The following is a 16,084-nucleotide window of genomic DNA, read 5'->3' as shown; positions in this document are numbered from 1 at the left end:
CTCATTCATTGAGCACGCGCTCAACGTGAGATAGGTGCCTAAGCCAGTCAGATTGCCTCTCGAAACTTTTGTTTTCTAGGCCTCTTTGACCATTGATTCTCATCAAGTAAGAAATAGGCAGACCTAAAATTATGCTAATTATCATTCAGTGAGAATATTCATTTAGAACAGGCGATAAGTGTATTGATGGGAAGAGAAAAACAACACTTCTCAACTTATGAGAAGCAATTAATTTCCATATAAAACAAAACCTCAAAACAACGACCACATAGGTGGATATTTAGAGCGAATGAGAGAGGCGGATACACTAGGTTTTAAATTATTACTTTCTCTCTAATGCACTAGGTGTTATACATATATATAACACCATCTCAACCAAGAGATTCACTCATGACTAATTGGCATGATCGCCAACCGATATTTCGACAGTTGGCAGACCAGATCACGCAGCAAATACTGCAAGGTGTCTGGCAAGAAGGCGATGCTCTGCCCTCCGTCCGTAGCATCTCTGCAGATATGAAAATTAACCACCTCACCGTAATGAAAGGCTATCAATTGCTTGTTGATGACGGGCTAGTGGAGAAAAAACGCGGTCAAGGTATGTTTGTCGCTTCAGGAGCAAAGCTCAAATTACTCGCAGACGAGAAGGCACGTTTTCTTCAGCAACAAATTCCGCAGATAGCCGACACAATACAGCGTCTGGATATGTCACTCGACGAATTCATTCTACAACTAAAACCACACTTGAAAGGTGACCAATGAGCGCATTAGTCAGTGTAAACAACGTCTCCAAGCACTATCAGCAACAAGGAGAAGCACTGCATGAAGTGAGTTTCGACCTACATGCAGGACAAGTACTTGGCTTACTCGGCCATAATGGCGCAGGTAAATCAACGCTTATTAATGCCCTACTCGGTGCACATGAATATCAGGGCACTATTCGTATCAACGGATTTGAACCCATTATGCAACGCGACAAGATAATGCAGAGCTTATCCTACATCTCGGATGTCAACGTTCTGCCAGATTGGATGACCGTTGCTCAACTGCTTAACTATACCGAGGGCGTGCATCCAGGGTTCAATCGCGCCCAAGCAGATACGCTACTTCGTCAAACGGACATCAAACCTCGTGCGCGTATCAAATCTTTATCCAAAGGGATGAAGGTGCAATTACACCTCGCGATTGTGATCGCAACCAACACCCAAATCCTCATATTGGATGAACCGACACTCGGGTTAGATCTCGTGTATCGCGAGACGTTTTATCGTCACTTATTGGAATGGTTTCACGACGGCGATCGCGTGTTGATCATCGCCAGTCATGAAGTATCAGAGATTGAGCACTTGCTGACAGATGTTCTGATTCTTAAGCATGGTCGCCCCGTTCTGCAAACCTCGATGGACAGTATCAGTGAAGACTATTTCATTCTTGAAGCCAACGACGAGCACCGCACACAAATTGAAGCGATGAACCCACTCTCGTCACAAAAAGGCCTCGGTTCAACGAAATGGTTACTCAAAGCCCAGTATGCCCAACAAGCAGAAACAATGGGCTCCATCCATGGGGTGAAGTTAGCGGATCTATTTTTAGCATTGCAGAAGGAGGCAGCGTAATGCGTTCAGTTGTCGCGATGTTGCAAAAAGAGTGGTTAGAAAACCCTCTTGTTTTACGTATTCCACTGTTTGTGTTGGCGTGTGGAGTTATTCTCTTTGTGAGTTTAATGAGTAACGACACTCTACAACACAATATGTTTTTCCAAATGAGCTTTGGTGGCGATGTCAGTGACATTCACAAAGAGCTTGGCGATGATGTCAATATGTTGATTACCGGAGGAGCAGGGCTGCTGTCTATCTTGTTAGCCGTTCAGTACTTCCCAAGAACGCTACGCAAAGAACGGGCGGAAGGCAGCATTATGTTTTGGCGCAGTATGCCTGTCAGTGACATAAAAACCCATTTAGTGAAGCTAGGATTTGGCTTATTGGTGATTCCGCTCGTCTGCTCGGTGCTCGTACTCGCTGCAAATTTAATGTTGTGGTTGCTGAACATCTCTACTGATCACCAATTGGCTTTATTGTACCGCCAAGCCTCGTTAGGTTACGTGCTGCTGCATTGGGGAGAGTTTTTAATCAGAATGTTTTTCGCCGGTATTCTGCTGTTACCGCTGGCATTAACTGCGATGGCTATTTCACAAAAAGTGAACTCACCACTGGTCATTTTGTTTATCGCCATTTATGCGCTGCGTTGGATGCCTATCGCACTTTTTGGTTTCTACGGGCTAGATCAGTTTTTCTCCGAAGTGCTTTACCTTCCGCTGCACGCCATTATTACACCAAACCCATTCAATGCCATTCCTCAAGCGGGTTGGTTAAACGTTGGCATTTACGCCTTCATTGGTATTCTTGGTTGGACAGCTAGCCTCAAGTTCAGCCGAACTATCCAATAATTCTTCGTTCAATAAACGACCAAACCAAGTCATAAAAAAACGGTCACAACCAGTGTTGTGACCGTTTTTATTTCGCCTCTAGGAGCTCATCCACTTAACTTTAACCAAGGAATGAAATGTAGCCTTGCAAGATAATTAAGTTGACGATGTCGATAAAGAAAGCGCCCACAATTGGCACCACCATAAATGCTTGTGGCGACGGTCCAAATCGGTTAACGATTGAACCCATGTTCATTACGGCTGTTGGGGTTGCACCCAAGCCAAAACCGCAGTGCCCCCCTGCAATAACCGCAGCATCGTAGTTGCTTCCCATCACTTTGAACGTAACATAGTACGTAAAGATTGCTAAGACGACAGACTGCACAGCTAAAATAACCAAGAATGGAATCGCTAGATCGAAGATATTCCATAACTTCAAGCTCATCAGAGCCATCGCTAAGAACAGAGATAGCGATACCGTACCTAACATATCGACCGTTTCGGCATCTAACTTACGAATCTTGGTCACTTCCAAGAAATTCGTAATGATCACACCAATGAATAGCGCATATACGAAGTCTGGAATCATCAGCCATGAGATTTCATACGTGCTTACCCATTGCTCGACATACTTGGCCCCAGTAACACAGATCAGTAGGAAGAAGAGTTTCTCCACCACTTTTTTCGCCGTTACTTTATCTTCTTCGTATTCATTGTAAGTCACCAACTCCGGGAATTTCTCGTGAGTTTTGGCATCTCGACCACCACGACCATACTCAGACTCTATGCTGTTCTTTTCGACTAGGCGCTGCGCTACAGGGCTACCAATGATACCGCCGATGATCAAACCAAAAGTCGCTGATGCCATTGCAATTTCTAAGACGTTATCCAATCCATACACGTCTTGAAAGGTTTGTGACCACGCAGCACCTGTACCATGACCACCAGACAGAGTAATCGAGCCAGCAATTAACCCCATCAAAGGATCTAAACCGAGCGCCGCCGCAAGTGAAACGCCAACGCCGTTTTGTATGATGATGTAAAACGATGCGACAGCTAAGAAGATAAAAACCTTCGCACCTCCTTTCATCAACTGAGTGTAATTTGCGGCCAAACCAACTGTCGCAAAAAACATTAACATAAACGTATTTTGTAATGGCAAGTCGAACTCTAAATCGATGCCGTTGAAATGAAGAGCAGTAATCATGCAGGCTACAATAAGACCACCTACAATCGGCTCAGGTATGTTGAATTTCTTTAAAATCGGTAGCTTAGCATTAATAAAATGCCCCAGGAAAAGCACACTGATTGCGACCAAGAAGGACTCCAGTGCACCTACAGATATTAAATGATTCATATCGCCTCTTATTATTGTTCTCTTCATTCTCCGTAATGAATGAGTGTTAGTTTAACCTTCGTTCAATAGCAAATTTTCTCGCTTTATTGTTTCGAAAATACTCAAAAAGTTGGTGTAGATGCGCCTTAGGCTAGTTTAAGGGGCGCTCCTTAAGCGATGTGTCAGTTTTTACGCTGTTAGCAAGCCCTTAAATGTGAAAGGAGCTGATACAGCTCCTTCAAATGGCCCCTCGCAATACCTGTGCGTTATCGCTTGGGCTGTCGTGTTGTGAGTAAATTCTGGGTGACACTTTCTGAACCACTTCGGGCTCCCTTACTTAAACAGAATGTGTCAATTACTATCAAACAAAGTTCCTTCCCGTTGTAACCGCTAAACGCCGAGAGCGCGTTCAAAACAATTGGGTTTGCCTGTTCCTGTCGTAGCTTTTCAACTCTGGCTCATGGTGTATAAACGAGCCGAATCCAAGGAAACTCTCAGGCTGCAACAAACGTTTTCGTCACAACGGAGCAGGATTATAACATATCGCTGATAATTTTCTTCAATTCAGTGACATTCACCAACCCCATAGTTAAACCTTGCAATGATTAACTGCCTATTATCATTTTCACAGATAAAGATCGAAGCACAGTTACTCAGTAAGCTTCTTAGAATACGATGCATAGCTAATAACTTCACCGCCGTTCTTATCCAAGAGGTCTTGATAAACGCCCTAGAGAACCAAGCAGCCGAAATATGCGATGTTATCATGATTGCTTTTCGAGACCGACGTCCCGACTTTGGCTAATGAGTACAACCCCAACTATGCATCAGACAAAAACATGTATAATTTTTTATACAAGTTATTCAATAACAAGAGTCCCACATGAACATTCATTCGCTTTGCCCTGCACTATTACTCAGCGTCGTCTCATCAGCTACAGCAGCTGAAAACATTCGTATTCAATATTCTCCCGTAGAGACAACTCATGAAAAAATCGCCCAACAATCTATTCAAAGCAGCGATGTAAACACCATCTTTGCTGAGCTATCTCAGGCCTACTTTCCATTTGATAAAGCTCTCACGCTGGTTTACGGCGGAGAAGATGGTCCAATGTATGATCCTGATACACACACAATATACGTTCCTTACACTTTTTATTTGGAGTCGCTCAATTACTTCTCCAATAATCAGTATGAAGAACGCTTCGGAAAATCCCCAAAAACAGGGGCGCTAGATACGTTATTGCACACTTTACTTCATGAAGCTGGACATGCTTACATCGAAGATCAAAGCATCCCTGTTCTCGGAAAAGAAGAAGATGCGGTCGATAATTTTGCCACTATTTTAATGATTGACTTCCTAGAAGATGGCGCAGATATGGCCATTAGCGCCGCCGACATGTTCGCATTCGAATCCGACGACAGACCGGACTACTACGATTTTGGCGAGTACATTGACGAACACAGCTTTGATTTGCAGCGTTACTTTTCAACGTTATGTTTGGTGTACGGTAGTGATCCTGAGCAATACAAAGCCTTACTCGATGAAGTAGAAAAAGACTACCTGCGTGATCGCAAAGAGTTCTGCCAATTCAATTACGGCAACATTCGCGACAATTGGCTGCATTACTTGCAAAACAATGAACCAAAAGAAAATTCGCCACGTAAAAGCGATTAGAAAATCTCAAACAAGAAGACCGCAATGACAAAACTCACCATATTTTATGACGGAACCTGCCCGCTTTGTGCCAAAGAGATGAAGGCGCTAAAACAACGCGATGCCAAGCAGCATATCAAAACCGTCGATATCTATAGTGATGCATTCGCAGATTATCCTCAGATCGCTCCTGAACAAGCCAACACCATTTTGCACGCCCTCAACGAAAAGGGGGAGCTTCTGCTTGGGTTGGACGTGACTCATCGTGCGTGGCAATTAGTTGGTCGCGGTTGGCTCTACGCTCCACTGCGTTGGCGCCTCGTTAAACCTGTTGCTGACTGGCTTTACCTCAAATTCGCAAAGAATAGGTATCGCGTCTCATATTGGTTAACAGGGACTTCTCGTTGCAATAGTGGGTCGTGTTCACGTTAATTGTGATCCCGCTTAAAAATGCTACGACCTTCGTCTAGATTTACAAATTTCCAGTACTTCTGATTGAGTAACTCGGTTAATCTCTAAGCATTACAACAATAAGTATTAACACTTTTATCAGGCAAGCTTATTCAGCTTGTCACTTGTAACGCTGCGCCGAGAGAAGGACGTCTCTATGAATCTGACGATCAGAAAACGACTATATATCCTTTCAATAATTCCAATTCTAACTATGGCAATAGGCATGATGTGGTTCACCTACGTACAAACCACAGCCTACAACGAGCACGAGATAGAGCAAACTCGAAGTCGAATGATGGAGATGAAAAAAGCCGAACTCAAAAGCTACGTACAAATGGCGCGTTCCGCTGTCGAGCCGCTACTCGCACAAAATGCCCCACTGGAAGAGGCTCTGCCTATCTTAAAACAACTAGAGTTTGGTCAATCCGGCTACATCTTTGGTTATGATTCAAAAGGCGTTCGCGTCGTGGTGGGCAAAAACACCAAAGGCATCGGGGAAAACTTCTATAACTTGCAGGACAAGAAAGGCAATTACCTGATTCAGGATTTGTTAAAAAATGCCAAAACTGGCGAGTTCACGACTTATTACTTCCCGAAACTCGGTCAGAGTGAAGCACTACCGAAACTCAGCTACTCAGTCTTTATTCCTGAATGGGACTTGATGTTGGGAACGGGTTTCTACACGGACGATATCGACGCCATTGTGGCAGACATGGAAAAAGCCGCACACGAAGATCTCAACACCACACTAACTGCGATAGCCCTGTTTTGTGCCTCGATAACAGCGATAGTTGCAGTCTTTGCCGTATTTGTTAACCGCAGCATCATGAAACCTATTGAGCAGTTTGATGCTTCAATTCACTCTTTCGCACAAGGCGATGCAGATTTAACCGCGCGCATGGAAGAATCAAGCGTGCCGGAGTTCACGCAGCTGAGCCGTAACTTCAATATCTTCGTTGAAAGCCTGCAAGGCATCATCAAGAGCGTTAGCCACGTAGGACAAGAAGTGGTTTCAGAGACCAACGAGATGTCACAGCGTGCATCGCAAGTGGACGAGTTGGCTTCTGGTCAACGTGAAGAGACCGAACAAGTCGCAGCGGCAATGACCGAGATGACAGCAACGGCGCACGAGATTTCAAACAACGCTAACCAAGCAGCGCAATCAGCCAGAGACGCCGATGAAAACTCACAACAAGCAAAACACATTGTTGATTCGGCAGCGAACTCTGTCGAAGCACTCGCGCTAGAGGTGTCAGAAGCCAGCACGGTGATTTCTCGTTTAGAGAGCGACGTAAAAAACATTTCTTCTTCGCTAGAGGTTATTCAAGACATCGCCGAGCAAACCAACCTATTGGCACTGAACGCAGCCATTGAAGCAGCCCGTGCTGGTGAACAAGGTCGCGGCTTCGCAGTCGTTGCCGATGAAGTCCGTAAACTGGCAAGTCGCACTCAAGACAGCACAGGCGAAATTCACCAAATGATCGAGCAGTTGAAGTCTGGCTCGGATGCGGCAGTGAAAGCCATGGGTTCAAGCCAAGCGCGTGGTGAAGCAACGGTAGAAGAAGCACGAGCAGCCTCTGCCGCACTGCAAGAAATCCAAGCCGCAATTGCTAACATCATGGACATGAACACGCTTATCGCAACGGCAACTGAAGAGCAAAGCCAAGTTGGCCAAGAGATTTCACAACGTATTGAAGTGATCTCTCAACAAAGCAGCCAATCGGCACACCTTGCCAACCAAAACCGTGCAGGCAGTGGCAACCTTAACCACAAAGCTAACGAGCTGTACGACTTGGTCGGTCGCTTTACGGTTTAACGCTTTCCTCACCCATTCACTATGCAAACAGCGACGCCAAACGTCGCTGTTTTTATTTCTGCTATCCTCAGAAGTCTTAGCTATAATGCCGCCAACTTAGCATCCATAAGGGCAAAACCAGATGATTATTATGACCACCAATTTCGGTGATATCGAGATTGAACTGAACCTAGAACGAGCGCCAGTTAGCTCAAAGAACTTCAAAAAATACTGTGAAGATGGCTTCTACAACGGCACCATGTTCCACCGCGTTATCGACGGCTTTATGATTCAAGGTGGCGGTCATACCGAAGACATGGCAGAAAAGCCAACGCGCGCACCAATCGCGAACGAAGCAAACCGTGGTCTTAAGAACCTTGTTGGCACTATCGCAATGGCACGAACCGATGCACCGCACTCTGCAACAGCACAATTCTTCATTAACTTAGAAGACAATGATTTCCTAGACCACACCGCAACCACCAACCTAGGCTGGGGCTACGCCGTGTTTGGTAAAGTGACCGCGGGTATGGATGTCGTAAATCGCATAGCGAAAGTGAAAACGACCTCTAAACTTGGTCACGATGATGTGCCATGCGATCCAATCATTATCGAGAAAGTGACGATCAGCGAATAAGCCCATTCGCCTCTGCAGAGAAATCGTCGCTATAAAACGAAGAAAGCGCCTAACGTCTGATGACTTAGGCGCTTTTTGTTTTTATGACTCAGCCGATTAGTTGGGCTTATAACGAAGTTATTGATAGAAAAGCTCAGCTTTGGCTCCAACCAAATCCAGTTCAGAGCCTTGAAAATCAGCCAGATATTCAGCAACAAGGTTGTACCCAACCCAATACCCCATGTATTTCGGCCAGCGGCTTTCATCGCTGCCAAGAAAGTAAGCGTCGAAGTTGTAATCTAAGCTGGTCAACTTGCCTTTCATCTCAGCGTAGAAAGGGCGCCAATCTTGATCTTTGATTTGCTCAAACAAGGTCGGAGTGACGCCGCCATTCACCTTACGTTCGAAGTGACAAGCTAACCCTTCCATAATTAGTACATCACCAAGTGCAACGCCACTTTCTCCCGCTCGCATACGGAACAGGTGATGCAACTCATGCGCTAACACCGCGGCCAGTTCTTTCTCAATAACGTTTTTAATATCAGTACGTTGAGTATCAAGCAGAATCTCTACACGATAGGCACTTAAGCAATAGCCACCAATCCCCGTCTGCGGTACGTCATTGCGATCAAACGGGCTAATGGTGAGGTCAATGTTACTCAAATCAAAGTAACTAGAAAGTTGTGAGCTCAGATCATCAAGTTTCTGATGCAAATACTCAGAGATTGGAGACAGTTCTCCCGTCGCATTTAACAGGGTTACGCGATAACTCATTTATCTTCCTTGATAATGTGGGTTAAGAGCAGCGAGTTTACAGTGTAAAGAGTGAGCAGTTCTAGCGATTACATTCCTTTGAATAAACTTTGAGATGCACGGCTCACAGGGAGCTTGTTTTCTCCAACGTGAACAAACATTCTGCCAGCAAAGTCTTTGTTTACTTTGTTAATTTTGCACACTTGCACCACGCTTGAACGGTGTACTTGCCAGAACTGTTCTGGGTTAAGCTGCCCTATCAACTCTTTCAACGATGTACGAATCAAATACTCCTGCACTTTGCCTTGTCCTTGCTGGGCATACACAGAAACGTATTTTTCTTCCGCTTTGAAATACAACACATCAGACGTGGCGATCAGATGAATGTCTTCCCCTTGCGTCGCTTTGATCCACTGAAGATATTGCGGAGTTTGTGGAGCGGATAATTGCTGCAACTGTTCTAACAGGCTGCTCATCTGCACATTACTGCTTTCTTGCTCTCGCTTAGCAAGGCGTGCTTTCACTCTTTCACACGTCGTCAGGAGGCGCTCATCTGAAATAGGCTTGAGCAAATAATCGGTGGCATTTTGCTCAAAAGCTTTTATAGCGTAATCATCGTACGCGGTGACAAACACAATCAAAGGTGGGTTGGCGAGTTGATTGAGTTTTTGCGCTAATGTCATACCATCCAAAACTGGCATACGAATATCAAGAAACGCAATGTCAGGTTGGCTTTGCTCAATGGCTTGCAACGCTTGTTCACCATCGGCGACTTTGGCTATCACCTCTAGCTCTGGCCACACTTCAGCTAGGCTTTTATCAAGATGACGCCTCAATAGCGGTTCATCATCAGCAATAATGGCAGTAAACCCTGTATTCATTCCTTTCTTCCTTGATTACGATTCCATTGGCCAACTCAGGCGAACACAAACGCCACCCTGAGCAGACTCACTGATAGAGACCTCTCCTTGCCCTGCGAACAAAGCTTCAACTCGCTGCTTGAGATTGCTTAGCCCCACGCCAGAGCCCATGTGCCCACTAACGTGATTCAAGCCAACACCCGTGTCTCTGACTTCAATCCTCAAGTTCTGTTGTTCGCGCTTAATGAGTAAGCTGACTTCGCCGCCTTCTCGCTTCGGTTCAATACCGTGGATGATGGCGTTTTCGATTAAAGGTTGGAGCATCATCGGCGGTAATTCGGTTCTGCCTAGCCCCTCTTCCACCTCAATCTTGTAACTGAGTCGGTCACCTAAACGGGTTTGCTGGATGCCTAAGTAAGCCTCAAGTAACGCCGTTTCATTGTCTATGGTGGTGTGTTCTTCACGTGAGCTTTTTAGCGTTGCTCGCAGCAGTGCGGTTAACTGTTCTAGCATCAGCTTAGCTTTATCGACATCTTGCGACATGAGCGCGCTGATATTCGCCAAGGTATTAAATAGGAAATGCGGTTCAATCTGGCTTTGCATCTGCTTAAGCTGACTCAGCAACAGCGCACGTTCTTGCTCTGCTTTCTCGCGTTTGATGGCTTCCAACTCTCGCTGAGCGATCGCATGTTGCTCGCGTGAATAGAAATAGAAAAAGCACATGGCACTGAATAACAATCCCATGAGACCTACCGACAGCATACTTGAAATACCAAAGTATTCCCCAAGCCAAAGCTGGGCGTTCACCACACCAAACAATAGGCAAGCCGTCAGCGAGATAGCCACTTCCGCCAAACGAGGAATGGTAGGAAACAGGCGGTCGACAAGCCATGAGAAGAAGATAGCCGAATAGCCAAATCCAAAGCTAACCGCCACATGAATATAAAATGGACCGCCCCAAACCGAGAGCGTCATTGCTGCGATAAAGAGACAAAATGCCGTGGTCACTAATAAGCTACGCGGCCATCCACTTTTCACCACTGATTTTGCTGAACACATTTAGAATTTCCCTTTGATGTTAAATACAATCATATGCTTATCATTGATTTGTGCATAAGCAGATTGGTCGTCTCCGGTTAAAAAGCGTGCTGCAACTTCCACTTCTACACTTTGATCGCCGGTATCAATCCATTGGTAATTAAGCCACTGCGTGACAATCACACCACCATCTTGTGGCGACAGCATCACATCCAACGTAGGAGTTAAATCACTTAGCCAGCCCATATCCGCTTTGCCGTTCCATGCAGCCCATGCTTCTACATCCCAACTCCAGTGCAGCATTACGTTATGCTGAACGATATTGGCATGCTGAAACCCTTGAGCGTAGCTTGTTGCAAGTAGAGACGTTTGGGGATTAAGGGTTTCAGAGAGTAGTTCGCCACGTTCTATTGCTTGTTGCCATTCGCTTTTCGACCATGCTCGGCTGTCGTACCAATATTCGGCAATCACGTTGTGTCCGGCTTGGTTTGCCCAGTTCAATCCAATTAAGGCTTGGAATGCGCTGCCCTGCTCCTCAACCGAAACGGGTTGGTAAAGATCACCCTGCTGAAACTGATAGCCAACACTTTGCTTTTGCCACAGCATGGAACCGTGCATGGCGATGGATTCATCCCACACCGCAATGGCACTGGCGCCAAGTAAACCTCGGCGCACATCATCGTAATAACCAATAAGTTGATACTCGGTATCACCCACCAGCGCATAACGACGAATACCAACACCTTGCTGCTCTGCGGCTTGATCAAGTGCACTCTGGTCTTGTTGCCCCCAGCTTGAATCCGTTGCAATCACTGTCCACTCGCCTGCCATATTGTAGCGTGAGAGTGAAAACACACCCGCACCCTCTTCTGCGACTATGCCAACAGGATTTTGTCGATAAGGCTTAAACACATCCAAAGGTCGGTAGCCATAACCTACGCCCCAATCCACGCGCAACTTACCCAAACTCACATCAAGAGTGGTATCACCGACTTGCCACTCCCCTAGCCAAGCCAGCTCTCGAATCAGCAATTGGTTATCAGCTTCACTCCACCAATCACTCTTTCCTTGTTGATTGAGGTACAAACCTTGGCTATACAGAGCAAACAAGCCATTGAAGTTGTGATAATTCACCTGTACATCCAAGAGTGCATTAAGTGAATCACGAGAACTGCCCTGCGCTTGCATAAATGCCCTATCACGCTGCTTGGCAGTTTCGTAGCTGACAGCCCAATCCCACTCAAAACTCAGCTCATCATTGGCAAAAGCAGGGGCTGACGCGCCCACACACAATGAGGCAGCAAGCAACAAACTGGTGCTTTTGTTAAGGTTAGGCTGGTGCGATTTCATGTAACTTCCTTGCTCGTTTTCATGGTTCTATTTACGGAGTTCAGGCTAAAGCTGAGTCGTATTGGCTTTAGGCAGATAGCTTGGGTTGTAGAACTTATTGTCCAGTTGCCAAGGCACGATTTCTTGATACTCGATAACGGTCTTTTTGCTCGGCTGAATGCTATCAAGCAAGGTCATCTCACTGACATAGTCTTCGCCATTGTCGGTTGCGCGTCCGTATTGCGCTTGCTTGGCGAGTTTGCCAGAGCGCAAGTAGAGATCGGCTTTAATTGGAAACGCATCTTGCTCAGACAACCACAAGTCGATCTTCTGATAGCTCGCCCCTTTGGTTTTCGCGGTTAAGGCAAGGTGATAAGCCGCGACACTCTCTCCGTTCACCGAAACAGTTTCTGTCGCTTTCCATTCACCTTGATAATCTTGGCTCCACGTCAGGGTTGAGATGTCGCCGATAGACGCTTCACCAAGCAGCTTCTGCATTGGCGTAATGCGAATCGGGCGGCGGCTCTTTGGCATTTGCAGCCAGTAGTTATCGCCCATCATCAGCATCTTTTGCCCAGCTTCGACTGCCGATTTGAACACCACCAACGATTCACGATTTGGACGCGTGTACACATGGTAAAGGCGGGTTTTATCTAACTCTTGGTCTTGATATAAGCGCACCAGTGACACCACTTTGGAGGAATCATCTTGCAAGCGGTAGCTGTCGGCTTTTTCAATCAATTGCGCGACTTGCAGTGCATCTAGCGCAGTTTCATTCGCACTGGCATTCATGCTTGCAACGCCAGTTACCGTCAGCAATGAAATTGGTAATAGTGATTTGAAATTAAACATAAATCAGTGCCTCCGTAATTGGCTTGTTCACCCCTTTGCGTGCCGAGAAAAACGCCGCAACCAAACAAATCATCAATACTGCAAATCCTGCTATAGCTACCAGCTCCCAAGAGAAGTAAATCGTTAATGGGTAACCTTCTGTGCGTCCTGGCGGTGGCGGCATTTGCACATCCACGACCATCAGTAAGACGGTGACTAGCGCCGTAAACAAAGCGCCGATTAAGCTACCAATCACCGCAAGTAACCCTGCTTCGCGCAAGAACCCAGCAATAATTTCGCGAGGGTAGCTACCAAGAGCCGATAAGGTGCCGATTTCACGGGTGCGCTCAGTCACCGACATAGTCATGGTGTTGAACAGCGCAACAAAGACCACCAGCGCCATTACTGCACCCATGATGCCGAAGATACGATCGTACAAATCTTTCACTTTGAGATAGAAGAACGCGCGCTCTTGCCAAGGCGTAATCTCAATATCTTGATCACCAAAGTTCTGTTTTTGCTTACTCAGAACCGAAGCCACTTGTTGCTCGACTTGGTTAGTTAAACTGGTGTCGAACAGGAAGACAGATAACGCACTGACTTTGTCTGAACCGAGCAGCGATTGCGCGCTGTTGATGTGCACGTACAACTGGCGTTTATCAAGCTCAGGCACGCCAGTTGAATAGATACCACGCACTTTGAAGTCATACGCGTTCAATGCGCCGTCGGTAGTGGTCGCCAGCAAGGTAATCCAATCGCCAACGTGCACACTTAGGTTGTTCGCCAAATCAACGCCAAGCATCACTTCTGGCTCTGCAGGGTCATAACGCGATGCATGAATGTTGGACAGCGTCTGCCCTTCACGCACGTCTAAAAACGGCCCTTTCATATCGAATTCGCGCTCGTTAACACCAATGCCGATAAAGATCGATGACTTGTTGCCGTTGGAAATTAAACCGCTGAATTCAACTCGCGGCTGCACGCCTCGCACTTCATTCAATCCAATCAATTGCTTGGTGATGTCGTCCGCATGAGTTAAACCGTTACTCAGCGGCATCTCTTCTTCTTTGGCAAAGTAACCCGGTGTGGTTAACGTCAGGTGCCCCGTGTCGCGCGCTGTCGACTCTTTCAAACTGTCATAGGTGTACAGACCAAAACCGCCCGCACTGGTTAACGCAAACACGGCAATGGCAATGATCAGCATCGACAATAAACTGCGACGGCGATTGCGTTGCAGATTCAACCAAGCAAGGCGAACCGAAACAGGAATTAGCTTGCCCATGAAACCTCCTCCACACTTGCGTACGTTTGGGTAATTTTGCCATCCACCAATTCAATGGTTCGATCGCAGCGGGATGCCATGCGAGGGTCGTGAGTGGCGACGATAAAAGTGGTGCCTAGCTCGTGTCCAAGCCCTTTCATAATGTCGATGACCTTGTTGGCAGTTTGGCTATCAAGACTTGCTGTTGGCTCATCAGCAATCACCAACGCTGGTTTGTGCACTAACGCACGAGCAATTGCCACGCGTTGCTGCTGACCGCCAGATAGGCTATCGGGCATGTGATGAATAAACTCACCCAAGCCAACGTGTTCTAGCATTTGTGTAGCGAGCTCGGTTTGTTCTGCTTTTGAAAAACCGTTGAGGTGTAACGGATACGCCACGTTCTCCAACGCCGTCATCACGGGGACAAGATTGAATTTTTGAAATACAAAACCAAGCTTTTCACGACGCATTTTCGCCGCCTGCATTTGTCCGGTTGGGTATGGGCTGCCTGCAAATGTAACCTGACCTTGGTATTGAGTATCCAGCATGCCAAGCACGTTAAGTAAGGTGCTTTTGCCTGAGCCAGACGGTCCGCACAATGCCACCATTTCGCCGGAAAACACTTCACCAGAAACGTCTCGTAATGCACGCACCGTTTGGCTGCCAAGGGCGTAATCGCGGCTAAGTTGATTAAAAACAATCATGACGCCTCCCTAATATTTCGCTAGCAGCGCTTTCGCGGTTTGCGTTTCTAGATTGCTGTCGCCCAATTGCTCCATTTGCGCTAACCATATTTTGGCTTGTTGAACATCTTCAGCGCGCAGTGCCGCTTCAATGGCATAACGGTAAATCCACGAAGTAGCCGCGAAAGGTTGTTGGCTAAAACTCGGTTCATCGAGCAGAGAAAGGTACAGCTCGTAGCCACGCTCAAAGTGATTGAACATGTCTGGCAGAGAGGTAAACGTAGTAGCTGCCATGGCGGTAGCTAGCTGGTATTCCGGCAAGCCTTGTAAGCGTTGTTGCTCTTGCAGTGGTAATGGCTGATTCGCCATTAAGTCCAAACCTTTTTGGATTGTGGCAAGACCGCGCTCGGTGAACTTCATCTTGTTCCAAGGCATAAACGCCTCACGACCTTGCAACGTCTCCGCACTGCCCAAGTAAACCAAGGTCACCGGCGTTGCGCCCTGCTCTTCAAGTTGTTTGGATAATTCGCCGTAAACGGTATCAACTAAACCAGAGTCACCCTGCGCCGCTTGGTTGAATTGACTGAGTGTGCGCTCGCTTGGATTAGCCAGAGCCAGATTGCTGCTAAGTGCAAATGCGGCGATAAACGTACTTGCCAGTTTAAGAGCTTTGATTGAGCGAGATTGAGAAACCATCATGTACTGTCCTTAGTTGAACGTGATTTGATGGTTTCAGATTAAGGGAGAAGGTCGCACGCTGCTTGTGCATGCGACCAATGGCAATTATGCGGAGTGAATGGTATTGAGAGAGGATGAATGACATTCACTTAAACAGAAAATACAATTCCGTTCATTCGTAACGCTACATTTTTACGGCAGTCACAATAAAAACACTGGCTTAAAATCTGAGGCTAGTGTATTTATCCATCCCACAACTACCCATAACAGACAGTGCGCACTCTCCTTTCTTACACACCTTTGCATGGTGTCTGTTGTTTCGAAATCGAGATTCTTAGCATCGGAATAGTTTGAACTCTTCGAGTT

The 16,084-nt window shown here is 46.4% G+C and carries 16 protein-coding genes; 7 read left to right on the top strand and 9 right to left on the bottom strand.

Translation table 11 applies throughout. The features are described from left to right. Positions 1 to 390: 390 nt before the first annotated feature. From R7Q48_RS06065 to R7Q48_RS06055, 3 genes are read left to right on the top strand one after another with little or no spacing between them, the layout of a single operon-like run. The gene (locus R7Q48_RS06065) at positions 391 to 762 is read left to right on the top strand and encodes a GntR family transcriptional regulator (RefSeq protein WP_005383223.1); all 372 of its coding nucleotides are present in this window, start codon (positions 391 to 393) and stop codon (positions 760 to 762) included. Then, on the top strand, positions 759 to 1,616 hold the full coding sequence (locus R7Q48_RS06060; RefSeq protein ID WP_017821046.1) for an ABC transporter ATP-binding protein: 858 nt from the start codon (positions 759 to 761) through the stop codon (positions 1,614 to 1,616). The genes R7Q48_RS06065 and R7Q48_RS06060 overlap by 4 nt, the downstream gene beginning before the upstream one ends. Next, on the top strand, positions 1,616 to 2,446 hold the full coding sequence (locus R7Q48_RS06055; RefSeq protein WP_017821047.1) for a membrane protein: 831 nt from the start codon (positions 1,616 to 1,618) through the stop codon (positions 2,444 to 2,446). The genes R7Q48_RS06060 and R7Q48_RS06055 overlap by 1 nt, the downstream gene beginning before the upstream one ends. 100 nt (positions 2,447 to 2,546) lie before the next feature. Here R7Q48_RS06055 and gltS read toward each other — a convergent pair whose 3' ends face one another. Further along, positions 2,547 to 3,782, bottom strand: a complete 1,236-nt coding sequence (gene gltS / locus R7Q48_RS06050) for a sodium/glutamate symporter (protein WP_005374448.1) — start codon at positions 3,780 to 3,782, stop codon at positions 2,547 to 2,549. 862 nt (positions 3,783 to 4,644) lie between these two features. Between gltS and R7Q48_RS06045 the strand changes: the two genes are divergently transcribed. From R7Q48_RS06045 to R7Q48_RS06030, 4 genes are all read left to right on the top strand, one after another. Further along, positions 4,645 to 5,439: a DUF4344 domain-containing metallopeptidase gene (locus tag R7Q48_RS06045; protein ID WP_213871339.1), complete on the top strand. Its 795-nt coding sequence runs from the start codon at positions 4,645 to 4,647 to the stop codon at positions 5,437 to 5,439. Between the two features lie 24 nt (positions 5,440 to 5,463). Beyond that, positions 5,464 to 5,850, top strand: coding sequence for a thiol-disulfide oxidoreductase DCC family protein (locus R7Q48_RS06040; protein ID WP_025998548.1), 387 nt, complete (start codon positions 5,464 to 5,466; stop codon positions 5,848 to 5,850). A gap of 175 nt (positions 5,851 to 6,025) precedes the next feature. Continuing rightward, positions 6,026 to 7,687: a methyl-accepting chemotaxis protein gene (locus R7Q48_RS06035; RefSeq protein WP_025768726.1), complete on the top strand. Its 1,662-nt coding sequence runs from the start codon at positions 6,026 to 6,028 to the stop codon at positions 7,685 to 7,687. Positions 7,688 to 7,808: 121 nt separating this feature from the next. Continuing rightward, positions 7,809 to 8,303, top strand: a complete 495-nt coding sequence (locus tag R7Q48_RS06030) for a peptidylprolyl isomerase (RefSeq protein ID WP_167415788.1) — start codon at positions 7,809 to 7,811, stop codon at positions 8,301 to 8,303. Between the two features lie 117 nt (positions 8,304 to 8,420). Here the strand turns inward: R7Q48_RS06030 and R7Q48_RS06025 are convergent, their stop codons facing one another. From R7Q48_RS06025 to R7Q48_RS05990, 8 genes are all read right to left on the bottom strand, one after another. Then, positions 8,421 to 9,056 (bottom strand): DUF2268 domain-containing putative Zn-dependent protease, encoded by a 636-nt coding sequence (locus tag R7Q48_RS06025; RefSeq protein ID WP_005383209.1) that lies wholly within the window; start codon positions 9,054 to 9,056, stop codon positions 8,421 to 8,423. A 68-nt stretch (positions 9,057 to 9,124) separates the two neighbouring features. Further along, positions 9,125 to 9,916 (bottom strand): LytR/AlgR family response regulator transcription factor, encoded by a 792-nt coding sequence (locus R7Q48_RS06020; protein ID WP_005383208.1) that lies wholly within the window; start codon positions 9,914 to 9,916, stop codon positions 9,125 to 9,127. Positions 9,917 to 9,931: 15 nt separating this feature from the next. After that, positions 9,932 to 10,954, bottom strand: a complete 1,023-nt coding sequence (locus R7Q48_RS06015) for a sensor histidine kinase (RefSeq protein WP_256903099.1) — start codon at positions 10,952 to 10,954, stop codon at positions 9,932 to 9,934. Further along, positions 10,955 to 12,283 (bottom strand): hypothetical protein, encoded by a 1,329-nt coding sequence (locus R7Q48_RS06010; RefSeq protein ID WP_318132204.1) that lies wholly within the window; start codon positions 12,281 to 12,283, stop codon positions 10,955 to 10,957. Between the two features lie 45 nt (positions 12,284 to 12,328). Continuing rightward, positions 12,329 to 13,114 (bottom strand): outer membrane lipoprotein-sorting protein, encoded by a 786-nt coding sequence (locus R7Q48_RS06005; protein WP_318131799.1) that lies wholly within the window; start codon positions 13,112 to 13,114, stop codon positions 12,329 to 12,331. Then, entirely contained in the window at positions 13,107 to 14,375 is a 1,269-nt protein-coding gene (locus R7Q48_RS06000; protein WP_050932314.1) for an ABC transporter permease, read from the bottom strand. Before R7Q48_RS06000 ends, R7Q48_RS06005 begins: the two co-directional genes overlap by 8 nt. Beyond that, positions 14,363 to 15,061 carry an ABC transporter ATP-binding protein gene (locus tag R7Q48_RS05995; RefSeq protein WP_213966439.1) on the bottom strand — a complete coding sequence of 233 codons (699 nt, stop codon included), beginning with the start codon at positions 15,059 to 15,061 and terminating at the stop codon, positions 14,363 to 14,365. The genes R7Q48_RS06000 and R7Q48_RS05995 overlap by 13 nt, the downstream gene beginning before the upstream one ends. A 9-nt stretch (positions 15,062 to 15,070) precedes the next feature. After that, positions 15,071 to 15,739 carry a hypothetical protein gene (locus tag R7Q48_RS05990; RefSeq protein WP_038898418.1) on the bottom strand — a complete coding sequence of 223 codons (669 nt, stop codon included), beginning with the start codon at positions 15,737 to 15,739 and terminating at the stop codon, positions 15,071 to 15,073. Positions 15,740 to 16,084: the final 345 nt, after the last annotated feature.

The organism is Vibrio sp. 378, assembly GCF_033339435.1.
Note: the sequence above shows the minus strand (reverse complement) of the source record. Positions and strands in the feature narration are given on the sequence as shown.